At 73.7% G+C, this 23,889-nt stretch carries 21 protein-coding genes and 1 riboswitch; of the genes, 10 read left to right on the top strand and 11 right to left on the bottom strand.

What is annotated here, in order from left to right; translation table 11 throughout:
* Positions 1–19: 19 nt before the first annotated feature.
* The 3 genes from NFS20_RS17120 to NFS20_RS17130 are packed head-to-tail and all read right to left on the bottom strand — an operon-like array spanning position 20 to position 2,627.
* Positions 20–805 carry a hypothetical protein gene (locus tag NFS20_RS17120; protein WP_251152995.1) on the bottom strand — a complete coding sequence of 262 codons (786 nt, stop codon included), beginning with the start codon at positions 803–805 and terminating at the stop codon, positions 20–22.
* A complete protein-coding gene (locus NFS20_RS17125; RefSeq protein ID WP_251152996.1) occupies positions 802–1,623 on the bottom strand; it encodes a hypothetical protein in 822 nt (273 codons plus the stop codon). Before NFS20_RS17125 ends, NFS20_RS17120 begins: the two co-directional genes overlap by 4 nt.
* Positions 1,620–2,627, bottom strand: coding sequence for a WXG100 family type VII secretion target (locus NFS20_RS17130; protein WP_251152997.1), 1,008 nt, complete (start codon positions 2,625–2,627; stop codon positions 1,620–1,622). The genes NFS20_RS17125 and NFS20_RS17130 overlap by 4 nt, the downstream gene beginning before the upstream one ends.
* Before the next feature lie 178 nt (positions 2,628–2,805).
* Here NFS20_RS17130 and NFS20_RS17135 point away from each other — a divergent pair, with 178 nt between their 5' ends.
* Entirely contained in the window at positions 2,806–3,627 is an 822-nt protein-coding gene (locus tag NFS20_RS17135) for a class I SAM-dependent methyltransferase (protein WP_251152998.1), read from the top strand.
* A 331-nt stretch (positions 3,628–3,958) separates the two neighbouring features.
* Here the strand turns inward: NFS20_RS17135 and NFS20_RS17140 are convergent, their stop codons facing one another.
* Positions 3,959–4,864, bottom strand: a complete 906-nt coding sequence (locus NFS20_RS17140; RefSeq protein WP_251152999.1) for an SDR family oxidoreductase — start codon at positions 4,862–4,864, stop codon at positions 3,959–3,961.
* 48 nt (positions 4,865–4,912) lie between these two features.
* The gene (gene ppk2, locus NFS20_RS17145; protein ID WP_251153000.1) at positions 4,913–5,821 is read right to left on the bottom strand and encodes a polyphosphate kinase 2; all 909 of its coding nucleotides are present in this window, start codon (positions 5,819–5,821) and stop codon (positions 4,913–4,915) included.
* Between the two features lie 118 nt (positions 5,822–5,939).
* Between ppk2 and NFS20_RS17150 the strand changes: the two genes are divergently transcribed.
* Positions 5,940–6,485 (top strand): low molecular weight protein-tyrosine-phosphatase, encoded by a 546-nt coding sequence (locus NFS20_RS17150; RefSeq protein ID WP_251153001.1) that lies wholly within the window; start codon positions 5,940–5,942, stop codon positions 6,483–6,485.
* A 71-nt stretch (positions 6,486–6,556) separates the two neighbouring features.
* On the opposite strand, the gene NFS20_RS17155 is transcribed toward NFS20_RS17150, so the two are convergent.
* The 3 genes from NFS20_RS17155 to NFS20_RS17165 all read right to left on the bottom strand — a co-directional run bounded on the left by NFS20_RS17155 (position 6,557) and on the right by NFS20_RS17165 (position 9,936).
* Positions 6,557–8,005 carry a nucleobase:cation symporter-2 family protein gene (locus NFS20_RS17155; RefSeq protein WP_251153002.1) on the bottom strand — a complete coding sequence of 483 codons (1,449 nt, stop codon included), beginning with the start codon at positions 8,003–8,005 and terminating at the stop codon, positions 6,557–6,559.
* 77 nt (positions 8,006–8,082) lie between these two features.
* Positions 8,083–9,324 carry an alpha/beta hydrolase gene (locus NFS20_RS17160; protein WP_353050479.1) on the bottom strand — a complete coding sequence of 414 codons (1,242 nt, stop codon included), beginning with the start codon at positions 9,322–9,324 and terminating at the stop codon, positions 8,083–8,085.
* Between the two features lie 9 nt (positions 9,325–9,333).
* Positions 9,334–9,936, bottom strand: coding sequence for a DnaJ family domain-containing protein (locus NFS20_RS17165; protein WP_251153003.1), 603 nt, complete (start codon positions 9,934–9,936; stop codon positions 9,334–9,336).
* Positions 9,937–10,028: 92 nt separating this feature from the next.
* Between NFS20_RS17165 and NFS20_RS17170 the strand changes: the two genes are divergently transcribed.
* The 4 genes from NFS20_RS17170 to NFS20_RS17185 all read left to right on the top strand — a co-directional run bounded on the left by NFS20_RS17170 (position 10,029) and on the right by NFS20_RS17185 (position 14,972).
* Complete coding sequence (locus tag NFS20_RS17170) at positions 10,029–11,258, top strand: pyridoxal phosphate-dependent aminotransferase (protein ID WP_251153056.1); 1,230 nt, start codon at positions 10,029–10,031, stop codon at positions 11,256–11,258.
* A complete protein-coding gene (locus NFS20_RS17175) occupies positions 11,255–12,208 on the top strand; it encodes an endonuclease/exonuclease/phosphatase family protein (protein WP_251153004.1) in 954 nt (317 codons plus the stop codon). The genes NFS20_RS17170 and NFS20_RS17175 overlap by 4 nt, the downstream gene beginning before the upstream one ends.
* 81 nt (positions 12,209–12,289) lie before the next feature.
* A complete protein-coding gene (locus NFS20_RS17180) occupies positions 12,290–14,449 on the top strand; it encodes an MSCRAMM family protein (RefSeq protein ID WP_251153005.1) in 2,160 nt (719 codons plus the stop codon).
* Positions 14,450–14,543: 94 nt separating this feature from the next.
* Positions 14,544–14,972 (top strand): DUF1761 domain-containing protein, encoded by a 429-nt coding sequence (locus NFS20_RS17185; RefSeq protein ID WP_251153006.1) that lies wholly within the window; start codon positions 14,544–14,546, stop codon positions 14,970–14,972.
* Between the two features lie 61 nt (positions 14,973–15,033).
* Here the strand turns inward: NFS20_RS17185 and NFS20_RS17190 are convergent, their stop codons facing one another.
* Positions 15,034–15,342, bottom strand: a complete 309-nt coding sequence (locus NFS20_RS17190) for a CBU_0592 family membrane protein (RefSeq protein ID WP_251153007.1) — start codon at positions 15,340–15,342, stop codon at positions 15,034–15,036.
* 213 nt (positions 15,343–15,555) lie between these two features.
* Here NFS20_RS17190 and NFS20_RS17195 point away from each other — a divergent pair, with 213 nt between their 5' ends.
* Positions 15,556–16,476, top strand: a complete 921-nt coding sequence (locus tag NFS20_RS17195) for a LysR family transcriptional regulator (protein WP_251153008.1) — start codon at positions 15,556–15,558, stop codon at positions 16,474–16,476.
* On the opposite strand, the gene NFS20_RS17200 is transcribed toward NFS20_RS17195, so the two are convergent.
* Complete coding sequence (locus tag NFS20_RS17200; RefSeq protein WP_251153009.1) at positions 16,421–17,428, bottom strand: hypothetical protein; 1,008 nt, start codon at positions 17,426–17,428, stop codon at positions 16,421–16,423. The genes NFS20_RS17195 and NFS20_RS17200 overlap by 56 nt on opposite strands.
* 252 nt (positions 17,429–17,680) lie before the next feature.
* Here NFS20_RS17200 and NFS20_RS17205 point away from each other — a divergent pair, with 252 nt between their 5' ends.
* Positions 17,681–19,096 (top strand): lactate/malate family dehydrogenase, encoded by a 1,416-nt coding sequence (locus NFS20_RS17205; RefSeq protein WP_251153010.1) that lies wholly within the window; start codon positions 17,681–17,683, stop codon positions 19,094–19,096.
* Positions 19,097–19,217: 121 nt separating this feature from the next.
* Entirely contained in the window at positions 19,218–20,102 is an 885-nt protein-coding gene (locus NFS20_RS17210; RefSeq protein WP_251153011.1) for a formate/nitrite transporter family protein, read from the top strand.
* A gap of 29 nt (positions 20,103–20,131) precedes the next feature.
* Here NFS20_RS17210 and NFS20_RS17215 read toward each other — a convergent pair whose 3' ends face one another.
* Complete coding sequence (locus tag NFS20_RS17215; protein ID WP_251153012.1) at positions 20,132–20,521, bottom strand: SdpI family protein; 390 nt, start codon at positions 20,519–20,521, stop codon at positions 20,132–20,134.
* Between the two features lie 132 nt (positions 20,522–20,653).
* Positions 20,654–20,755: riboswitch (glycine riboswitch) on the top strand.
* A gap of 185 nt (positions 20,756–20,940) precedes the next feature.
* On the opposite strand from NFS20_RS17215, the gene gcvP reads away from it, so the two are divergent.
* Positions 20,941–23,886, top strand: a complete 2,946-nt coding sequence (gene gcvP, locus NFS20_RS17220; protein WP_251153013.1) for an aminomethyl-transferring glycine dehydrogenase — start codon at positions 20,941–20,943, stop codon at positions 23,884–23,886.
* The last annotated feature ends 3 nt before the right edge of the window (positions 23,887–23,889 follow it).

The raw sequence follows: 23,889 nt of genomic DNA on the forward strand, positions 1-23,889 counted from the left end.
GCCGGGCGACGGTCCGCGGCTACCGGGCTGGCTGCGAGCGCCGCGCGCGCGGGCCGCGCATCCACTCGGGGATCGCGAGGCGGTCCGCGCCGTCGGGCGACACCTCGACCGGACGCGGCGGCAGGGCGAGCGCCTCGACGTCCTGCGCGCCGGGCACTCCGGCCGCCCGCATGGTCTCGCCGAGCGCGCGGACGAGCGCCTCCTGCCGGCGCGGGTCGCGCGCGGAGAACATCCACAGGTCGGCGCTCTGCGCCGTCGCGAGCGACACGGGCTCGCGACGGGCGGCGGCACGGCGTGCCAGGACGGGGCTGACCCCGACGAACGTCACGCACCGGCGCGACCACAGCACCGTGCGCGAGGCGCCCGACACGCCCCGGTCGGCGAGCAGCAGCCCCGTCGTGCGCTGGTTGCCGACGACCGCCCGCACCGTGCGCGGGTCGATCGCCGTGAACGGCAGGACGGCAGGGCGCAGGAGCGGCGCGAACGAGCCGACGAGGATCCCGTGGTCGAGCACCACGAGCTTCTCCGACGCGAGGAACCACAGGGCCAGGGCCGCGAGGGCCGCGAACGCCGGCAGCAGCACCGCGACGGACGACGGCGCGGCGTTGCCCACGAGCGACGGCCCTGCCGAGAACACGAGCACGATCAGCACGAGGACCGTCCACGCAGGCCCGTTGAGCGTCGCGGCGGACACGTGGCGCACCTCGCCGAGACCCGACGCCGCGGCGAGGTGACGGACCTTGGCTGTCGCGCGGTCGCCGGTCGGCCGGGGAGCACCTGGGCGCGCGCCGGGGACGGCCGTCATCGGCCCAGCAGCTCGAGCGGGAGACGGCGGACCGTCGCGGCACCCACCTCGGACAGCGTGAGCGTCACGGGTGCGCCGTCGGCTCCGTGCTCCTCGCCGCGCACGACGTACACACCGTCCGGTGTCGCGTAGACGCTGACCTGGACGAGCACGTCCGATCCGGCCCGGACGCCCGCGAGCGTCGTCACGGCGACCGCGTCGGAGATCTCCGGCAGGGTCGGGGCCTGCGCCGTGAACTCCTCCACGGTGAAGGTCTGCGACCGTCCGTCGAGGACGGCCTTCGTCGCGGGGTCGAGGAAGACCGCGAGACGCCCGGCGAGGTCCGCGAGCGGGTAGACGCTGAACGCGTGGTGCCCGCTCGGCGCGACCTCCTCCTCGAGCACACGGTCGTCCTCGTGGAGGTACACGTACACCCAGTGCTTGCCGAGCGCCGTCGTGCGCTCCGCGGAGAGGATCGCGTTCGCGGTGCGCCGGAGCACGAGCGGCCCCGTGACCTCGGGCGCGGCCTCTATGCCGACCTGCGGGTCGCCGTCGGGGCCGGGGTCGGCGGCGCCGTCCGACGGGACGACGAGACCGCGCGCGAGGAGCGAGCGCAGCGCGACCCGCCCGACGAGCGCGCGGTCCGCGCCCTCCTGGGCGTCGAGCCACGGGAGGGCGACGAGCTGCTCGTGGTGGAGGCCGTCGAGGATCGTCACCTCTTCGTCGGTGAGCGTGACGAGGTGCGTCACCTCGCCCGCGGTGGAGCGTGCGAGCGTCTGCTCGGCCGCGGCGATGTCGCTGACGGACCACCGCATGTGCTGCTCGGTCTGCTCGGTCACGAGAAGAGCCCTCCGACGAAGTCACCGGCGGCGGAGAGCCCGTCGCCGACCGCGTCCCCGACGTCGGACGCGACGTCCCCGATGGTATCGACCGCGTCGCCCGCGAAGTCCTGAACGTTCTCCCACCCGTCCGCGAGGTACGGACCCGGGTTGGTGGCGAAGCCGGAGATCGCATCCCAGTTGTCGACGACGAGGTTGCCGAGGGCCCATGCGCCCGCGACGACGCCGGCCCCGACCACGATCCCGATGCCCACGGGGTTGGTGAGCAGGCCGGCCATCATGAGCATGGTCCCCGCGCCACCGATGACGGACACGCCACCCATCACGCGGTCCACGCCGCCGCGCACGCCGTCGTACTCGGACGCGAACATCTGCTGGAAGCCGCCGATCACGCCGAACGCGCCGCCGACGCCGCCCAGGAGCCGGCCCGCGGTACCGAGCCCGCCGAGCATGCCCATCGCGTCGTCGAGCACCATGCCGCGCGCGAAGACCGAGGCGCTCGCCGCGGCGTCGGACACGTCCGCGAGGCGGCTCGCCTGGAGGAACCCGTTGAGGGCGGTGCCGACCTTCCAGCCCTTCATGCCGGCGAGCACGAGCGACACGCCACCCCACGCGACCTGCCCGACGTCCCAGATCGAGCCCTGCAGGCCCGGCGCGCCGCCCCCGAGGGGGCCGCCGCCGGGGCCGGTCGGGATGCCCGGCGAGGGGACGCCCGGCGACGGGATCGAGCCACCCTCGGTGCTCGTGTCGTGCTGCTGCTGCGCGTTGCGGAGCACGGCCTGCGACGCGTCCGCGAGCGTCTGGCTCACCCCGCGCAGGAGCGCCATCGACGTCCCGGACCAGTCGCTGCGGAACTGCGACGCGTCGTCCCCCTGCCAGCGCGTGGAGGACTCGACCAGCGACGACACCTGGGCCGTCGTCGAGCTCAGCTGCTCCGACGCGGACTGCAGCGACTGCGCGAGGCTGCGCAGCTGGTTGACGTCGGCTCCCCAGAAACCGCTCACGTCGTCCGTCCTCTCTCGCCCGCCGTGCCGGGACGGCACGCGCTCCGGGAGGCTATCGCGCTGCGTCGGGCCGTGGCGACGGGGAGAGGTCCCCATCCCCGCCCGCACCGGCAGTCGCGTGGTGCACGCCTCGCGCCGCCTCCGGGCGCCTCCCAGGCGCGCGGGGCACAATCGCTGCATGTCCGACGCGGTCCCCGAGCGCCCTGCCCCACCCGCCCGCGACGCGTCCTTCGAGGCCCACGTCGCGTGGGCCCGTTCCGTGCCGGTAGTCGGGTCCGACCTGTCCGCGGTGGACGGACGGGTCGTCGAGGACCCGCTCCCGTGGGACTACGCCGCGCTCGCGCGCGAGCTCGTGGCGAGCGACCGCGGGCCCGTCCTCGACCTGGGCACCGGGGGCGGCGAGGTGCTCGCGTCGCTCGCACCGTTCCCCGCCGGGTCGGCCGCGACCGAGGGCTGGGCGCCGAACCTGCCGCTGGCGCGACGTCGGCTCGCGCCGCTGGGCGTGGAGGTCCGCGCCGTCGAGGGGGGCGAGGACCAGGTGCTGCCGTTCTTCGACGGCCAGTTCGCCGTCGTGCTGGACCGCCACGAGGAGTTCGACCCGGACGAGGTGCGCCGGGTCCTGGAGCCCGGCGGCGTGTTCCTCACGCAGCAGGTCGACACGCGCGACGGGATCCGCCTGTGCACGGCGCTCGGCGTCGAGCCCGCGTGGGACCCCGACTCGGTGACGCTCGACGGCGCGGTCGAGGTGCTGCGCGACGCGGGTCTCGTGGTCGACGTCGCACGCGAGCACGGCGGGCTGCGCCGTTTCCGGGACCTCGGGTCGCTGCTCCGGTACCTGCGCGTCGTCGCGTGGCAGGTCCCCGACCTCGCGAGCCTGTCGCCCGCGGCGGTCGCCCGGTTCGAGGCGCCGCTGCGCGCCCTGCACCTGCACTTCGCGGCGGGTCACGAGTTCGTCGACGAGGCGCCGCGCTTCCTCGTCGTCGCGCGCCGCGCGTACTGACAGCGGGCACGGAAAGGCCCGCGGGCCGGAGAGATGACCTCCCCTGTCGTGCTGGACGAGGGCACGACGCCCGCGGGCCCCGGTGGTCGCGTGGTACTCGCTCGCCGTCGGGAACCTCCCTTCGGGAGGTCCCGCCCGGTTCACGGGCTCACCGCATCCGGTCCGTCAGTCGAATCGGTTGCGCGACGACTAGCGCGCAACCACCTCACGAGTCCGAAGAGTCTTCACTTCTCGGATCACCTCCTTTCGCGTGTACGACGACGGTACGTCCGACCGCGCGGACCGCGCCAGAGGTTTTCGCGCACGGAGAAGAACCCCCGTGACCACGTCCTCAGCGGCGCAGGTGCGCCCACTCGTCGGGGTAGTCGTCGAGCCAGCCGGCGAACGAGCGTGCCGGGCGCTCGGTGAAGCGCCGCACGGTGTCGCTGACCCGCGCGAGGTCGCCCGCGGCGATGGCGGTGTACGACGACACCCACCCGTCGACCTCGAACGGCGGCGCGCCGTACCCCGCACGCGACGCGTAGGCCTCCTCGACCGTCTCGGGGTGGTACGTGATCTCCCGTCCCGAGGCGGCCGAGAGCAGCGCCGCGACCTCGGTGAGCGTCAGGGCCTCGGGGCCGGTGAGGTCGTAGACGGCGTCGTCGTGCCGGTGCGGGCGCTCGTCGAGGAGCACGGCGGTCGCCACGTCGGCGATGTCGTCGTGCGACACCGAGGCCACGCGGCCGTCCCCCGCCGGACCGCGGATGACGCCGTCGTCCCCGACCATGAGCGCGAGGCCGCGGTGGTACAGGTTGTCGCGCAGGAACGTGTGGCGCAGCCCGGTCCCCCGGACGTACTCCTCGGTGTGCCAGTGGTCGCGCGCGAACGTGAACACGGCGTCCGGGGCGGCACCGACGAACGAGACGTAGACGAGCCGCCCGACGCCCGCGACGATCGCCGCGTCGACGGCGGCCCGGTGCGTGGCGACCCGGTCCGCGTCCTCGCGCGCGGACACGAGGAACACCGTGTCGCAGCCCGTGAACGCCCGGACCATCGCAGGCGTGTCGGTGTAGTCCTCGACGACCGCGACGTCGGACTCGGGCAGCGGGTCGTCGCCGAGGTTCGGCGCGCGCGCGGGGTCTCGTACGACGAGCCGCTGCGGCGCACCCTCGGCCGCGAGCCGGAACGCGAGCTTCGAGCCGAGCAGGCCGCTCGCACCGGTCACCGCGATGCGCCCGGATCCCGCCCTGATGGTCATGCGTCCACGGTAGGTGCGACCCCGCGCCGGTGCGCGACGAGCCGGACGCTACTCGTCGGCCGGCTCGTTCTTCCTCCGGATGACGAGGAGCGGGTCGGGTGTCCCGACGACGGCGTGGTCCTTGCCGTCGTAGTCGAACCGGGTGAGGAAGTGGCGCATCGCGTTGATCCGCGCCCGCTTCTTGTCGTTGGACCGGATGATCGTCCACGGCGCGTACCGCTTGTCGGTGCTCCGGAACATCTCCTCCTTGGCCGCCGTGTAGTCCTCCCAGCGGTCCAGCGAGGCCAGGTCCATCGGGGACAGCTTCCACCGCCGCACGGGGTCCAGCTGGCGGATCGCGAACCGCGTGCGCTGCTCGGTGCGGGACACGGAGAACCACAGCTTGGTCACGTGGATGCCGGAGTCGACGAGCATCCGCTCGAACGCGGGCGCCTGCGTCATGAAGGTCCGGTACTCCTCGTCGGTGCAGAAGCCCATCACGCGCTCGACGCCCGCGCGGTTGTACCAGGAGCGGTCGAACATCACGATCTCGCCCGCCGTCGGCAGGTGCTGGACGTAGCGCTGGAAGTACCACTGGCCGCGTTCGCGGTCGCTCGGCTTGGAGAGGGCGACCACGCGCGCGGTGCGCGGGTTGAGGTGCTCCGTGAACCGCTTGATCGTCCCGCCCTTGCCCGCCGCGTCACGGCCCTCGAAGAGGATGATCGCGCGCCGGTCGTTGTCCTCGAGCCAGTACTGGAACTTGAGCAGCTCGACCTGGAGCCGGTACTTCTCGAGCTCGTACTCGTCCCGGTCCATGAGCGACTCGTACGGGTACCCCTCCTGCCACGTGTAGACCGGGTTCCCCTCGGGGTCGACGAGGTCCGGGTCGGGCGAGTGCCCGTCGCGGACCGTGTAGCCGCGGTCCCGCAGGAACTCGATGTACTCGCGCAGGTCGTTCGGGGGGTTCACGACGGTCATGCAGGTCTCCTCGGTGCTCGACGGGTTCGCCCCGCAGGTCCAACCTGCTTCCTCCGGCGCGCTGGCGCCACCGGGCGCTCCCGGCAGCGGACGCGGCTGCGGCGGGCAGAATGATGGCATGCCCGAGCCATACCGTGTCATGACCGTCTGCACCGGCAACATCTGCCGCTCACCGATGGCCGAGATCGTGCTCCGCGACCGCCTCGAGGCGGCTGGGCTCGGCGACCGGGTCGTGGTGGACTCGACGGGGGTGAGCGACGAGGAGCGCGGGAACCCGATCGACCGCCGGGCGCGGACCGTCCTCCTCGAGCACGGGTATGCCGTCGACGGCACGCACCGCGCACGTCAGGTCCGGCCCGACGACCTCGCGTCGCGCGACCTCGTCCTCGCGATGACGGCGCAGCACGCGCGGGCGCTCCGCCGCCTCGTCGAGGGTCGGCGCGGCCCCGGGCAGCGCCCCGGCATCCAGGACCTCGCCGACCGCCTGCGGATGTACCGGTCGTTCGACCCGGCCGCGCCGCACGTCGAACCGGGTGGGACGGAGTCGGTCCTCGACATCGCCGACCCCTGGTACGGCGGGGCGCAGGACTTCGAGGACTGCCTTGCGGAGGTCGAGGCGGCCGCGGACGGCATCGTCGAGCACGTGCGCGCCGCGCTCCGCTGACCGGGGACACGCTGTGGGCGGGAGATGGGCCCGGTCCCGCGGTCGGAACCGGGCCCATCTCCCCCACGACGTCAGCGGTCGGGCGTACCCGGCTGCGGCTCGCCCGACGGCGCGGAGGTCGCCTCCTCGTACGTCGTGACCGCGGGGGCCGGGCCGCGCAACGCGTCGTGCGGCGCGAGCTCCTGCTCGTCCTGCCGCGACCCGTCCCGGGAGGCACGGAGCTGGTCGCCGTTGAGCAGCAGGTTGAGCAGGATCGCGCAGATCGCGCCCGAGCTGATGCCCGAGTCGAAGATCAGCCGGAACCACTGCGGGAACTCCGCGTAGATCTCGGGCTTCACGGTCGGCAGGAGCGCGACGCCGAGCGAGACGGCCACGACGAGGATGTTCTTGTTCGTGAACGTCACCTTGGTCAGGGACCGGATGCCCGACGCCGCGACCATGCCGAACAGCGCGACGCCCGCGCCGCCGAGCACCGCGCTCGGCACGCCCTCGACGACCGCGCCGACCTTCGGGACGAGACCGAGCACGACGAGGATGCCGCCCGCCATCGTCGCGACGTAGCGCGACTTGACGTTCGTCAGGCTCACGAGGCCGACGTTCTGCGCGAACGCCGTGTACGGGAACGTGTTGAACGCGCCGCCGATCACGGTCGAGAGGCCGTCGGCGCGCAGGCCGTCCGCGAGGCGCCTCTTCGTCACCGGCTTCTCGACGATCTCGCCGACGGCGATCATGTCGCCCGTCGTCTCGGTCATGATGACGAGCCCGACGACGAGCATCGAGAGGACCGCCGCGAGGGGGAACGTCGGGAGGCCGAAGTGGAACGGCGTGACGAGAGCGAACCAGCCCGCGTCGCCGACGCCCGACCAGTCGACCTTGCCCATCGGCAGCGCGACGAGCGTGCCGAGCGCGAGGCCCAGCAGGACCGACACGCGCGCGAGCGCGGGCGGCGCGAACCGCTCGACGAGCACGACGAACAGCAGCGTCCCCGCGGCGAGCGCGAGGTCCGACGGCGCCGCGCTCTCGCCCTGGGCGGTGATCCAGCCCGCGGCGACGTCCATGAGGGTCACGCCGATGATGAGGATGACCGTCCCGGTGACGATCGGCGGGAAGAACCTGAGGAGCGCGGAGAAGAACGGCGCGACGAGGATCATGAAGAGCCCGCACGCGATCGTCGCGCCGAACACCGCCGTGATGTCGTACGTCGTGCCGATCGTGATCATCGGCCCGACGGCCGCGAACGTCACGCCCTGCATGAGCGGGAGCCGGACGCCGAACCGCCAGAAGCCGATCGACTGGATGATCGACGCGATGCCCGCGACGAACAGGTCGGCGCTGATGAGGAACGCGAGGTCCTCCGGCGAGTAGCCGAGCGCCCCGCCCACGATGAGCGGTACGGCGACCGCGCCGGCGTACATCGCCAGGACGTGCTGCAGCCCGAGCGGGAAGAGCCGTGCGAGCCGCGGCACCTCGTCGACGGGATCCGTGGTGCGCTCCGTGTCGCGCGCGGTCGCCTGGGTCATGGGCAGCCCTTCCTCGTCCGGTCGGCGGCCGGAGGCCGCCGTCGACCGCACGCTAGGGCCGGGCCGTCACCGCACGGTCACCGCCGCGTTTCCGCGGTGTGACGGGCCTGGCGGCGTCGCTCCCGCCCCCGTGCTCGTCCGCGTGCCCGTCCCCGCACGTGCCCGACGACGTCCCCCGCGGTCCGCGCGACCCGGCGGCCCCAGCCGTGCAGGGCGCGCACGAGGCGACGCGGCCCGTGCCCGCTGGACGCGCCGTCGTCCACGGACCCTGCGCCGGGCTGCTCGGGACCCGGCGCGGGGGCCTCGTCGTCGGTCGGCGGGACCGGGGCCGGGAGGTACGCCGTGAGCCACTGCGCGAGGCGCCCGTACGCGAGCGCACGCACCGGGCGGGCGGAGAGCACGACGTCGTGCAGCGCGCCGTCGATGCGCGCGACGGTCACGAGGTCGCCCAGCTGGACGGACCGCTGCGCGACGCCGTCCACGTCGATCGCCGTGTCGGTGTGCATCATCTCCGGTGCCCAGCGGGGCGCGAGCGTGCTGCGCGTGGACAGCAGGACGAGGACGGGCACCCCGATGCCGAGGCCGCGCGCGATCTGCTGGTGGCCGTGGAAGACGGCGCTCAGCCACGCGGGCGTCGTCCGGAACCCGTGCTGCGGCCGCCACGCGAGGTCGTACGTCCACTCGCCGTCGAAGTCCTTGCTCACGGTCCGCGTGTAGAAACCGAGGTCGACGTTCGGCAGCGGCCGGGTCGGGGTGAGGCGCGCGCGGGCGCCCATCACGGGCTCGAGCAGCAGGCGGCCGACCTCACGCGTCTGGAACTCCAGCCACGGGCTGTTGAGCACGACGGCCGACGCCCGCCCCGGGTGGTGCGCCGCCCACAGGCTGAGCGTGAGCCCGCCCGTGGAGTGGCCCATGAGGACGAGGCGGCGACGGCTCGTGCGCCGGACGCCGTGACCGATCGCGTCCAGGGCCGCCTCGACGTCCTCGTCGTACGTGGCGAGGTCCGTGACGTACCCGGGCGTCTGGCCGGGGCGCAGCGAGCGGCCGTACTTGCGCAGGTCGAGCGCGTGGAACCGGGCGCCGCGGGCCTCCCAGAACTCGGCGAGCTCGGTCTGGAAGAAGTAGTCGGACCAGCCGTGGACGTAGAGGACGTCGAGGTAGGGCTCGGGACCGCCCGCGGTGCCGGCGACCGGCTCGCCCTCGCCCGCCCGACGGCGCCGCACGAGCGTGGCGACCACGTCGCCCTCGTCGTCGGGCGCGAGGGGCAGCGTGAGCTGCTCGTAGTCGTCGCCCAGGACGTCGGGCTCCCAGCCGGCCATGCACCGACCCTAGGAGCGGCGTCCTCCGGGCGCTCGCCGAGCCCGCCACCGCGCGACCTCGGCCTCGACGTCGCGCGTCGGCGTCACGACGGGCGGTCCGCCGAGGAGCTGGCGGCGGGCGTCGACGACGCGCGCGTTGAAGTCCGCGAGGAGGTCGCGCACGGTCTGCTCGTCGAGCTCCTGGTCGAGGCGGTCGTCGAGGCCACGGTCCTCGGCCTTGAGCAGCATCGCGGGCGGCCCCAGCCCGGTGAGCTGCTCGCGCTCGATGACGCTCTTGAGCCACCAGTCCGGGTCGTGGCGGCCCGTCAGGCCGGGGATGGGCTTGCCCGCGAGCGGCAGGTCGTCGAACTCGCCGCGTCGGATCGCCTGGTCGATCACGACGTCGACGTAGCGTGCGCGGTCCTCCGGTCGGACCCGGCGCGGGGTGCGGACGGTCTCGGCGTCGTCGGTCCCGGTGTCGTCGACCCCGGCGTCACGGACGGGGAGGCTCGCGTCGTCCGACGTCCCCGCTGCGGCCTCGGCGTCCTCCCGTTGGACCTCGCGGTCCACGCGGTACTGCGCGGCGCGGCGGACCGGGTCGTCGTCGGGCACTCTCCGTCGTCTGCGGAACACGGTGCGCCTCCTGTCGCATCGCTCGGTGCTTCGTCTCGGTACCAGCCTAGGCAGAGCGTCCGCGGCGGCATGATGGGGGCATGTCCGGGTCGATGAAGGTCTCGCGGCGCTCGCACGTGCCGCCGTTCGCCGTCATGCAGGTGCTGGCCGAGGCGAACCGCCTCCGGGACGCGGGGGCGTCGGTGCTCAACCTGTGCGCCGGCGAGCCCGCGACCGGGGCGTCGGACGTCGTGCGCCGCCGCGCGATCGAGCTCCTCGAGAGCGGCGACCTCGGGTACACCGAGGCGCTCGGCGTCCCCGCGCTGCGGCACGCCATCGCCGAGCACTACGGCCGCTGGTACGACGTCGAGGTGGACCCGGCGCGCGTCGCGGTGACGACGGGGTCGTCGGGCGGCTTCCTGCTCGCATTCCTCGCGGCGTTCGACGTCGGTGACCGCGTCGCGCTCGCCCGGCCCGGCTACCCGGCGTACAAGAACATCCTCGCCGCGCTCGGGTGCGAGGTGGTCGAGCTCGACTGCGGGCCGGAGACGCGCTACCAGCCGACCGTGTCGCAGCTCATGGAGGCGTACTACGGCGGGGGTCTCGACGGTCTGGTGCTCGCGAGCCCGGCGAACCCGACGGGCACGATGATCCGGCCGGACGAGCTCGCGGCGGTGGCCGCGTGGTGCACCGACCACGACGTGCGGCTGGTGAGCGACGAGATCTACCACGGCATCGTGTACGACGAGGGCTCCTCCTCTCGTACATCGGCGCCCCTGGCGTCCCGGGGCGGTTCGGCGATCGGCGGCGGGTCGCCGACGGCGGCCCGGTACACGCGCGACGGCGCCGTCGTCGTGAGCTCGTTCTCGAAGTACTGGGCGATGACGGGCTGGCGTCTGGGGTGGCTCGTGCTGCCCGACGAGCTCGTCGGACCGGTCGACGCCCTCGCGGGCAACGTCGCGCTGTCGCCGCCCGCGCTCGCGCAGCACGCCGGGGTCGCGGCTTTCTCGCCCGAGGGCTACGCCGCCGCGGAGGAGAACGTCGCGCGATACGCGGCGTCGCGCGACCTCGTCCTGTCGCGCCTCGACGACCTCGGCTGGTCGCGCGTCGCCCCCGCCGACGGCGCGTTCTACGTCTACGCCGACGTGTCCGGCGACGGCATGGACTCCGTGACCTGGTGCGAGCGGCTCCTGGCGGAGGCAGGGGTCGCGCTCACGCCGGGCACCGACTTCGACGGCGTGCACGGGAGGGACTGGGTCCGGCTCTCCTTCGCAGCGGCGCCCACGACGGTCGCCGAGGCCGTCGAGCGAGTCGTCGCGTGGCGTGCCACCCTGCAGCGGTGACGCCCCCGCGACACCCCACGCCCCCGCCGACCGCCACGGCTGCGCCGACCGCCACGGCTGCGCCGAGCGCGACGGCTGCGCCGAGACCGACGGCGCTGCCCCCGCGCGCACCCGGGACGCTCCGCCTCGCGACCTTCAACACCCTGCACGGTGCCGCGCTCGACGGGACGGTCGACGTCGAGCGGTTCGCGCGCGCCGTCGCCGCCCTGGACGCCGACGTCCTCGCGCTCCAGGAGGTCGAGCGCGACTCGCCGCGCTCGCACCGGGCCGACCTCGTCGCCGTCGCCGCCGAGGTGCTGGGCGCCGAGCACCACCACCTGTCCCCCACGCTGCGTGGCGTGTCCGGCGCCTGGGCACCCGCAGGTCGACCGGGCCGCGGTGCCCGGCGGATGCCCGGGGTCGCGTCGTTCGGGATCGGCCTCGTGAGCCGGTACCCCGTCGACCGGTGGCTGCGCCTCGAGCTCGACCGCATGCCGTGGCGCTCCCGGGTGCGGCGCCGCGACGCCGTCCCGGGCGCTCGTCGGCTCGTCCCCTTCCGGGTGGTCCCGGACGAGCCGCGGGCGGCGCTCGCCGGGGCGGTGCGCACTCCGTGGGGCACGCTGACCGTCGTCACGACGCACACGACGTCGCGACCGGAGTTCACGGCCGACCAGTTCCGGTCGTTCGTGCGTGCGTGCGCGCCGCTCCCCCGGCCGCTCCTCGTGCTCGGCGACCTCAACCTCCGGGCGCCCGAGCCCACCGAGCTCAGCGGGTGGAGCACGCTCGCGCACGGGCTCACGCACCCGGTCGACCACCCGGTGCGGCAGATCGACCACGTGCTCGCCCACACCGGTCCCGGCTGCCCGGTCGTGCGGCCGGTCGGTCCCGCGGTGGCCGTGGACACGGGGCTGTCGGACCATCGCGCGCTCGTCGTGGACGTCGTCGTCGACCAGAAGGGTGTGCCGGACTGAGGTGCCCGCGCGCCGTCGGCCCGCCGGGCTCGGCCGCTGCTTCCCGGGCGGTGAGGCCAGGCGTCTCCTACCGTGTGCGGTGTGCATCACGTCACACGAGCTCTCGCTGGCTGCGCCACGCTCCTCCTCGTGCTGCTCGCGGCGCTCGTCCCCACGACGTCGGCGGGCGCCGTGACGACGGCGGGCTGGGCGGACTGGCAGCCGCTCACCGGCTCGGCGGGCGGATGGACGACGACGATGCAGCTCCCGGCCGGCGGCTTCCCCGCCGCGACCGTGACCTCGGACTCACGCGGCGGGCAGGTCGGCGTCCAGTCGGGCGCGAGCAGCTGGCTGAGCACCGCGACCCCACCGGGTGCGGTGTTCGGGTCCAGCCAGGGGCAGGGGTACCTCAACCTGCGGCCGCGTGCGGACAACGCCACCTCGCCGTCCACCACGACCTACACGTTCGAGCGGCCCACGCCGTCGGGCGGATGGGCGTTCGTCCTGGGTGACATCGACGCCGACCGGGCCGTCGTGATCGCGCGCGGCGAGGGCGGCGAGCTCCTCACGGGCGCCGAGCTCGGCTGGCAGGGCGGGTTCAACTACTGCGCGGTGACCCCCGGGCCGTCGTGCACGGGCAGCGCGACCGACGTCGCGACGTGGGACCCGGTCACCGGCGAGGTGATCGGGAACGCGGCCGGCACCGACACGTCCGGCGCGGCAGGCTGGTTCCGGCCCACCGTCCCCGTCACCAGCCTGACGGTCTTCTTCTTCCAGCGGTCGGGCCTCCCCGTCTACCAGACGTGGTTCGCGTCGCTGGCGCGCGACATCACGGGCGTCGTCGACCTCGTCGACGCCGAGGGCGCCCCCACCGGCTCGGTGGTCCCGGGCGCCACCCTCACGCTCTTCGGCCCGGACGGGACGGCGCTCGCGACGACGACGTCCGCCGCCGACGGGACCTACTCCTTCCTCGGCTACACCGCCGCGGACGGGTATGCGGTCGAGCTGACCTCCCTGCCCGCGGCGGGCGGCGACTTCCCGTTCGGCCTCGTCCCCTCCGGGTCCCCGACGGTGACGGGCGTCGACCTCTCCGAGACCGACGCGACCGGCGTCGACCTCGCGGCGCGCGAGATCCGGCCCATCGCGGTGAGCGGGACCGTCCTGTCCGACGACGGCACGCCCGTCCCCGGAGTCACCGTCACCCTGACGCCGGCGGGCGGGGGCGCGCCGCTCACGGCGGTCACGAACTCCCAGGGCGGGTACGTGATCGACGACGTGGCGTGGGACGTCGAGGCCGGTCAGCCGCTCGAGTACGCGTTCGCGCTCACCGACCTGGCGGAGGGATACACGGTGACGACGACGCCGCCGGCGATCACGGTGGAGGTGGGCGAGGAGGCACCCAGCACGGGCAACGACTTCGTCGTCCAGTCGCCGCCGTCGCTGTCGGGGGCGGTCACGGCGGGCGGTGCGCCGGTCGCGGGCGCCGTCGTGTCGGTCGCCGGTCCGGGCGGCACGGTCACGGTCCCGACCGCGGCCGACGGCACCTACGCGACCGACCTCCTCCCACCGGGCGAGTACACGGTGAGCGTCGAGGTCCCGTTCGGCTACACGGCCGACGGCCCCACGACGCAGACGGTGACGGTCGCGGCGGAGGACGTCACGGACGTCGACTTCGCGCTCGCGCGGCCGGGCGCGGTCGGCGGCGTGGTCACCGACGACGAGGGCGTCCCGGTGCCCGGAGCGACCGTGACGGTCGACGGACCGGGCGGCCCGGTCGATCTCGTGACCGATGCAGGCGGCACCTACTTCCTCGGCGACCTCGCCCCCGGCGACTACTCGATCGTCCTCGCGGTGCCCGACGGCTACACCGCGTCGTCCACGGAGCGGCAGACGACGCTGAGCGCCGCCGGCGAGAGCCGACTCGACCAGGACTTCTCGCTCGCGCAGGTCGTCCCGCCCGAGCCGACGGACCCGCCCGGGCCGACGGACCCGCCCGGGCCGACGGACCCACCCGGACAGACGGGGCCGCCCGGACAGACTGGGCCGGGCGGCACACCGGGCGGCGGAACGTCCGGCACCGGCGGCGGTGACGAGAGCGGGGGCCCGCTCGCCGCGACCGGAGCGACGACGTCGCCGTTCCTCGCGGCGGCGCTCGGACTGGTCGTGGTCGGCGGCGTGCTCGCAGCGACCGCCCGGCGACGCGCTCGCGCGGTGGCGGCGGTGGCACCCGTAGCCGGGACACCGGCACGGTCCGACCGCTGACGGCGCGGGCCGTCGGGCGCCGCGCACTCCGCGCACCCCGCGGCCATGGTCGATACGCTCCGACCAAGGGCGTCGACGGCGAAGGAGCGGTCCGATGGTTCCGGAGATCAACTACTGGGCGGTCCTGGCCGCCACGGTGTCGAGCATGCTCGTGGGATCGGTCTGGTACACGCCGAAGGTGTTCGGGACCTACTGGACGCGCGTCGCGAAGGTTGAACCGTCCGGGGAGGGCCGGGACGCCGTCGTGCCGATCGTGGTCACCCTCGTCGTGAGCTTCGTGACCGCCTGGGTGCTCGCGGGCGCGACCTACCTGGCGTGGTCGTTCTACGGCGGCGGCTACCTGGGCAACGCGGTGCTGACGGCCCTCGTGCTCTGGGCAGGGTTCACGGCCGCGCGGTTCGTCACGCACGACGCGTTCGAGGGCCGGCCCGTGGGGCTGACCGTGCTCAACTGCGCGCACGAGCTCGTGACGCTCCTGGTCATGGGCCTGCTGATCGGCCTCGTCCCACCGGGCGGCGTCTGACACCCGCCGTGTCGCGGCGAGCGACGCACTCGCGGCCGGTGTTCAGCGCTCGACGCCGTCGTCAGGCGGCGAGCTCGACCTCGTCCGGCACCGCGACCGGCGCCACGACCCGGCGGCGTCGGGCGCGGACGATGAGCACGACGGCCTGGACGCCGATGACGATCCACACGAGGTTCGCGAAGACGGACGGCCACACGCCGTTGGCCGCCGCGACGAGGCCCATGAGACCGGCGGCGGTGAGGTTGGTGAGCTGGAACGGCGCGGACGACGCGGCCCAGCGGCCGCGGGTGACCTGCGCGTAGGCGACGACGCCGGCGGCGGCGCCGATCCAACCGAGGAACATGACGAAGGTGTCGAGGGTGATGGGCACAGCAGACTCCGGCGACGAGGAGGTGGGTGGAGGGGGTTCCGCGACGCTGCGGTGGCTGTGCGCTCCGGGCTCGTGGCTGGTGGCGCGGGTGGTGCGAAGCTCTGGCGCCGACCCGTAAGGAGGAGGAAACCGATCGGCGCCGTGCACCAGTGTGGAGCGGATTCTCGTTCAGCACAATCGAACGTTGCTGGACCAGCCGTTTAGTATCGCTACATGGCGACGGACCCACGCAGACTTGCCTTCCTCCTTGCCGTGCACCGGGGTGGAGGTGTGCTCGCGGCCGCGGACCTGCTAGGAGTCACCCCCTCCGCGGTCTCGCAGCAGATCCAGCGGCTCGAGGCCGAGGAGGGCGTCCTCGTGCTCGACCGCGGCCCTCGCGGCGTGACCCTCACACCGGCCGGGCGCGTGCTCGCCGACGTCGCCGAGCGCATCGAGACCGAGCTCGTCGAGGCGCGCAAGGAGCTCGCCGCCCTGGGTGACGAGGTCGCGGGTCGGGTCGCCGTGGGCGCCTTCCAGTCCGCGATCCGCGCGGTCGTCGCCCCCGTCGCGGCACGGCTCGCCGAGACGTCGCCCGGGATCGACCTCGCCGTGCAGGAACGCGAGCCCGCCGAGGCGCTGCGCCTCCTGCGCGCCGGCGAGCTCGACGTCGTCCTCCTCGAGCGCGACTTCGAGGCGGCGGAGGCACCCGCGCCGCGCGGCACGCACGAGGTCGTCCTGCTCGAGGAGCCCTGGCGCCTCGTCGTCCCGGCGTCGATGCCCACGCCTGCTCGGCTCGACGACGTGCGCGACGCCGTCTGGCTCGGCCCGCAGCCCGACACCGCCGCGGCGCGCGCGCTGCGCCGCCTCTCCCAGGGCCTCGGCGGCACCCTGCGGACGCAGCACCTCTACTACGACTTCGACGTCGCGCTCTCGCTCGTCGCCGTCGGTCTCGGCGTGGCGATGCTCCCGGCGCTCGCGGTCGAGGGCGGCGCGTCCGACGAGGTGCCCGACGGCGTCACGGTCGTCGGTCTCCCGGGTCTCGGTTCGCGCCGGCTCGTCGCGCGGCACCGCGCCACCCGGCACGAGCCGCGGCCGGTCGTCAGCGCGGTGCTCGACGAGATGGTCGACGCCGCGGCGGAGATCTCCTTCGCGTGACTCGTGGCGAGGACTTCCCGACGGCGTAGCTTCCGGGCCAGTCGTACGGATCGTGAGGGTTCTTCCGGTGGTAGAGATCGATTCCAAGGCGTGCGAGTGCACGTCCGGGCCCGAGTCCGTAGCTCGCCGCGGCCAGCGATCCCCAGACGAACGCCCGGACGATCACGATCGCCCACCCTCCCATGCCGTTCACCTCGCTGATGAGCACGACGATGAAGAGAACCGCTACCCCCGAGGTGACGACCAGGCCGAGGAGACGATGCCCGAGGAGGACAGCCGCGGCCACGCCCAGAGATGCGGACATGAGCACGCCAAGGTCCAGGACTGTCAGCAGGTTCACGGCGAGGAATCGCGACTCGAGCGTCAGCCACGCATCACTGCCTGCTACCAGGACGACAAGGACTGCCGCGTCGAGTCCGACCCGGCCTCGCGCTGACGTGCGAGCAAGACGGATACGTGCAGCACGCCGTCGCTGGCCCTGGTCTACCCGGAGCTGGTGCCGGTGCCGATCCAGATCGGGATGGGGCTCGTCGGGCTGAATCACGATGATGCTGACGGCGACAGCGAAGATCAGTGCAGCCACAGTGACCGGCCACTGGGAAGGTTCGCGCGCGCTGAGCAGTCCGAAGATGACGAGCACCGCGACGAGCAGCCAGCAGGCGAACGAGAGCCCGAGGCGCGAGAGATCCTCGATCGCGAGCGCCCATGACTCCTTTGTCGGGTCCGTCGTACCGGCCCGCACCTTGCGACCGACGGCGTGCGCGGCGATCTCGACTCCACCGACGCCCAGCAGCGAGACGACGGCGATCTTGATCGCCACGTCGACGAAGCTGACCGACACGTCACGGGCCGGTACGGCGAGCGCCTCGAGGAAGTCCGTGGACAACGGGTCGACCCCTGGCGAGCGGATCAGCGCGACGAGCACATAGACCGCGACCGCGAGGAGTGGCACGAACGCAACGAGCCGGACGAAGGTCCTCCGGGCTTCGACGAACGCCCGTCGGGACGCCTTCTCGCGGCAGTCGCCGCATCGAGGTGCCAAGGACTCGATCCAGTAGGGTCCGACGTTCCGCCTTCTCCGCTGTCCACCAAAGCAGTGGTGCGCACTCATCAGTCCCCCTGGTTGCCTCGTGCACTGCGACCTGTCGTCCGACGCTGGCATCGTCACGCGACCCTGTGACAGCGCCGGCCGTACGCTGCCGGGATGGACGTAGCGGTGATCGGCGCGACGGGGGACGTCGGGCGCCAGGTGTGCACGCAGCTCGTCGAGCGGCGCGTCCTGCCGCCGACGTCGCGCCTCCAGCTCGTCGGACGGCGCGACGGCTCGTCGGCGCGCGCGGTGCACGGCCTGCGGGCCGATCTCGTCGACGCCTACGACGAGCACGCGCCTCTGCTCGACGTCGCGCACTCCCCTGCCGACGTCGTGGCCGACGTGATCGTCGTCGCCGCAGGTCTCACGGCTCCGGCACGTGCCGGAGCGGACCCGGACCGCCGCCTGCTCGCGGCGACGAACCTGGCCGTCCTCGCCGAGCACGCCGACGCGATCGCGCGGCACGGGTCGGGGCACGAGGTCGTGCTCGTCGTGACGAACCCCGTCGAGCTCGGCGTCGCCGTCATGGCCGGACGACTCGGGCGGCACCGGGTGCTCGGGATGGGTGCGTGGCTCGACACCCTGCGGTTCCGCCGCGAGATCGCGGTCGAGCTCGGGGTGCGGCGGCACCGCGTCGGGGGCTTCGTCGGAGGGCAGCACGGCGAGGACGCCGTCCCGCTGTGGTCGACCGTCCGTGTGAGCGGCCTCGACCTCGACGAGCGTCGTCGCGCCGTGGCGGCCCTGCGCCGGGGACGGTCGCTCGACGTCCTGCCCGACGAGATCGCCGCGGCGAAGCGCGAGCTCGCGACCGTCGCCGCGCAGGACATCGGCGCGGCGTTCGACCTCATCGACTCGTGGCCTGCCGACCTGCGGACGGTCACCCGGCCGTGGATGACCCACCAGTCCGGGGCCAAGACCCCGGCAGGGACGGCGAGCGCGACGGTCGACCTCGTGGAGACGCTCCTCGACGGGCGCGAGATCGTCGTCGCCGGCCAGGTCGCCCTCGACGGCGAGGTCTCGACCGGTGCCGCGGTCGATCCGTTCCGGGGCGTCCTCGGCGTTCCGCTCGTGCTCGGACCGGAGGGCTGGACGCGCGTCCTCCTCGATCCCCTGCCCGACGACGAGGCGCGCCGCCTCGCCGAGGCGGCGGACGGCGTCGGGCACATGCTCGCCGCCGTCACAGGACGCCCGGCGGGCCCGGCCGATCCCACCGAGCCCGCCGTGCGGTCCGCACCGCGGACCGGCGAGCGCGCGGCGGCCGAGGTCGACTGGGTCGCGACCGTGCACGGCGACGACCGGCCCGGGACGCTCACCGCGCTCACCGGCGTGTTCTCCACGCGCGGCGTGAGCTTCGACTCGCTCGCGACACGGCCGGCCGTCGACGGCGGCCGGGTCGGTCGCATCGACGTCACCTTCAGCGCGACGGAGCGCCGCACGCGCGCGCTCGAGCGGGCGGTGGGCCGGCTGGCCACGGTGAAGTCCGTCGTCGTGCAGCGCGCGGCGATCTCACAGCACGCCGGCCGTGGCTGAGCGAAGACCGTAACGAGACCGCGCGGACGGGGACACGCCGGGGTAACGCCCCGCGCCTAGCGTCGGGAGCGCCGCACGACGCGGCAGGCCAACGCCGACCTCTCCCCCGGAGCCGTGCCCCATGTCCTACGTCAAGCCCGCCGAGCTCGTCCCGACCCTCGTCGAGGCCGGCGCGAACAAGGTCCTGCTCTCCACGCGCGACACGCTGATCCGCTCCACGATGGGCGGCGCGATCCTCGCGATCGCCGCCGCGTTCGCGGTCACCGTGACGGTGACGACGGGGCAGGCGATCCTCGGTGCGATCCTCTTCCCCGTCGGCTTCATCATGCTGTACCTGCTCGGGTACGACCTGCTCACGGGCATGTTCGTGCTCGGGCCGCTCGCGTGGCTCGACAAGCGCCCGGGCGTCACGCTGCGGGGCGTCCTCCGCAACGGGGGTCTCGTGTTCGTCGGCAACTTCATCGGCGCGTTCGCGGTCGCGGTGATGATGGCGATCGTCGTGACGTACGGGTTCGACACACCGCCGAACGAGGTCGGTCAGGCCATCGGCCACATCGGCGAGGGACGCACCGTCGGGTACGCGGAGCACGGGGCGTCGGGCATGCTGACGTTGTTCGTGCGCGGCATGCTGTGCAACTGGATGGTGTCGATGGGCGTCATCGGCGCGATGGTCGCGAAGGACGTCCCGGGCAAGGCGATCGCCATGTGGATGCCCGTCATGCTCTTCTTCTTCATGGCGTTCGAGCACTCGATCGTCAACATGTTCCTCTTCCCGTCCGGCCTGCTGCTCGGCGGGCAGTTCACGATCATGGACTACCTCGTCTGGAACGAGATCCCCACCGTGCTCGGCAACCTCGTCGGCGGGCTCCTCCTGACGGGCCTGCCCCTCTACTACACGCACGGGCGGCAGAAGGCGCGCGGGGGAGCCGACGCCGCGCCCGCCGCGCCGGTCGCACCGGTCGCGGGGCCGACGCCGGAGCGTGAGCTGGTCTCCGAGCCCGCCTGACGGACCGCGAGGGCTGCGCCCGCTTCGGCTCAGCGGGCCCGTGTCCCGCCCCGACGTGTCCCGGCGGTGGTGGCCCGCACCGCACGGGTCCCGACCACGGCGCCCGCGACGGTGAGCCCCAGGGTCACCGTGGTGGCGACGAGGGTGACCACGAGCTCGGCTCCCTCCCCGTCGACGAGGAACAGCACCGGCGCCGCGGCGACCAGCACCCAGCCGGCCGCCTCGCTCAGCGGGCGGGCCGCCCGGTGCGCCGTCCGCCACGCGTCGTCGCTCGCGAGGGTCGTGGCGGTGCGGATCCCGGCGACCTGGTTGCGTCCGACGCGTCCGCTCGCCGTCGCCCGGGCGCACCAGACGAGCAGGATCCCCGCTCCGGCGAGGACGAGCAGGAGGACCACGTCGACGATCGTGTCGGAGGGCATGGCGATCACCCTGCCAGACGCGCGACCCGAGACGGTCTGCGCCGGGGGCGCTGCCGGTACGATGGCCTCACAACTTCATGCTTCAGCGGTAGCGCTGCGCCCGTCGTCGACGGACAGTGCTGCCGTGCCGCCCGAACCACGACGGGAGAGCCCGGACGGTCCACGTGACCGCCGGCGCCGAAGGAGCAATTTCCTCCCCGGGAATCTCTCAGGCCCACGTACCGTCGCGGCGAGGCAACTCTGGAAAGCGGCCGCTCGACGTCGGGACCCGGCGACGCGCGGCCCACCGACGGTGCAAGCCGGCGCGCCCCGGCCCTCGTGAGGGCATGGCGGACCGGCAAAACTCTCAGGTCGACGCGTGCGTCCGATGACAGAGCGGGGAGGGACCCCTCGTCGTCCCCCGCCACCGGAGGTCCCTCGTGACCCAGCAGTCGTTCGACCCCGCCGCCCCGCACGGCGCCAGCACGGGAGCCTTCGCCCCGCGCCACCTCGGCCCCCGCGGCCGCGAGGTGCAGACGATGCTCGACCAGCTCGGGTACGCGTCGCTCGACGCGCTCGTCGACGCCGCCGTGCCCGCCTCGATCCGGGCCGACCGACCTCTCGACCTCCCGGCGGCGCGCACCGAGACCGAGGTGCTCGACCACCTGCGCGAGCTCGCGGGGAAGAACGTCGTCAAGACGCAGATGATCGGTCTCGGCTACTACGGCACCACCACTCCCCCGGTGATCCGCCGCAACGTGCTCGAGTCACCCGCCTGGTACACCGCCTACACGCCGTACCAGCCGGAGATCTCGCAGGGCCGGCTCGAGGCGCTCCTCAACTTCCAGCAGGTCGTCGAGGACCTCACCGGTCTCGACGTCGCCAACGCGTCGCTGCTCGACGAGGCGACCGCCGTCGCGGAGGCCGTGGCCCTCATGTGGCGCGCGTCGCGCGCGAAGACCGGGTACGTGGTGGTCGACGCCGACCTGTTCCCCCAGACGCTCGCCGTCACCCTGGGCCGGGCGCGGGCGATCGGCCTCCCGGTCGTCGTCGCGGACCTCTCCGGCGGCCTCGAGGCGGGACTCTCCGCGGCGCGTGCCGCGGGGACGTACCCCGCGGACCTGCCCGACGACGCGGCGCTGGTCGGCGTCGTCGTGCAGCAGTCCGGGGCGTCCGGGCGCGTCGTGGACTGGAGGCCCGTCGTCGCGGAGGCGAAGGAGCGCGCCGCGCTGGTCACCGTCGCGACCGACCTGCTGGCGCTGACGCTGCTCGTCTCGCCCGGCGAGCTCGGTGCCGACGTCTCCGTCGGCTCGGCGCAGCGCTTCGGCGTCCCGCTCTTCTACGGCGGCCCGCACGCGGCGTTCATGGCCGTGCGCAAGGGCCTCGAGCGGTCACTGCCCGGGCGTCTCGTGGGCGTGTCGATCGACGCGGACGGCGACACCGCCTACCGCCTCGCCCTCCAGACGCGCGAGCAGCACATCCGTCGTGAGAAGGCGACGAGCAACATCTGCACCGCGCAGGCTCTCCTCGCGATCGTCGCGTCGATGTACGCGGTCTACCACGGCCCCGACGGCCTGCGCGCGATCGCCGAGCGCACCCGCGGCCACGCCGCGTCCCTCGCCGCGGCGCTGCGCGCGGGCGGCGTCACCGTCGAGCACGACGTCTTCTTCGACACCGTGCGCGCGGTCGTCCCGGGCCGCGCCACCCACGTCGTCGAGGCAGCCGCAGCGGCAGGCATCAACCTGTACAACCCCGACGCCGATCACGTACAGATCGCCTGCGACGAGACCACCACCCCCGCCACCGTCGCCACGGTGCTGGAGGCCTTCGGCGTCCCTGCCGAGAGCGCCTCCCCCGCCGAAGGCGTCGACGCGCTGCCGTCCTGGGCCCGCCGCGAGACCGCGTACCTCCAGCACCCCATCTTCCACCTGCACCGCTCCGAGACCTCGATGCTGCGCTACCTGCGCCGTCTCTCGGACAAGGACCTCGCTCTCGACCGCACGATGATCCCGCTGGGCTCGTGCACGATGAAGCTCAACGCGACGGCCGAGATGGAGGCGATCTCCTGGCCGGGATTCGCGAACATCCACCCGTTCGTCCCGACGGACCAGGCGCAGGGCTACGCGGAGCTGATCGACGGGCTCGAGGGAGCGCTGGCGGAGATCACCGGCTACGCGGGCGTGTCGGTCCAGCCGAACGCGGGGTCGCAGGGCGAGTTCGCGGGCCTCCTGGCGATCCGGGAGTACCACGTGTCGCGTGGCGACACGGAGCGCGACGTGTGCCTCATCCCCGCCTCGGCGCACGGGACGAACGCGGCGTCGGCGGCGCTCGCCGGGATGAAGGTCGAGGTCGTCGCGACGGCCGCCGACGGCGAGATTCTGCTCGACGACCTGCGCGCGAAGCTCGACGACCACGGGCCGCGCGTCGCCGCGATCATGATCACGTACCCGTCGACGCACGGCGTGTACGAGGAGCACGTACGCGAGGTCTGCGACCTCGTACATCAGGCTGGCGGCCAGGTGTACATCGACGGCGCGAACCTCAACGCCCTCGTCGGGCTCGCCCGTCCCGGCGAGTTCGGCGGCGACGTCTCGCACCTGAACCTGCACAAGACCTTCTGCATCCCGCACGGTGGCGGTGGTCCCGGCGTCGGGCCGGTCGCGGTCGCGGAGCACCTCGTGCCGTTCCTCCCGGGCGACCCGCTCGCGGGCGCGGAGAGCGCACCGGGGGGAGCCGCGCCGTCGGGCACCCCGGTGTCCGCGACGCGGTACGGCTCGGCGGGCATCCTGCCGATCTCCTACGCGTACGTCGCGCTGATGGGTCCGGACGGGCTCACGGAGGCGACGAAGACCGCCGTCCTCACCGCGAACTACGTCGCGAGCCGGCTCGCCGACCACTTCCCGGTCCTCTACACCGGCCCGAACGGGCTCGTGGCGCACGAGTGCATCCTCGACGTGCGGGGGATCACCGCCGAGACGGGTGTGACCGCGGAGGACGTGGCGAAGCGCCTCATGGACTACGGCTTCCACGCACCGACGCTCTCGTTCCCCGTCGCCGGGACGCTCATGGTGGAGCCGACCGAGAGCGAGGACCTCGCCGAGCTGGACCGGTTCGTCGACGCGCTCGTCGCGATCCGTGGCGAGATCGACGCGGTCGCCTCGGGCCGCTGGTCGGTCGAGGAGTCGCCGCTGCGCGGAGCGCCGCACACGGCCGCGGCGCTCACCGCGGACTCGTGGGACAAGCCGTACTCCCGCGAGCTCGCCGCGTACCCGGTCGCGAGCCTGCGCGCCGGGAAGTACTGGCCGCCGGTGCGCCGGATCGACGGCGCACGCGGCGACCGCAACCTCGTGTGCTCGTGCCCGCCCCTCGACGCCTACGCGCACTGACGC

It is taken from the genome of Cellulosimicrobium sp. Marseille-Q4280 (genome assembly GCF_943181405.1).
Taxonomy (GTDB): Bacteria; Actinomycetota; Actinomycetes; order Actinomycetales; family Cellulomonadaceae; genus Cellulosimicrobium.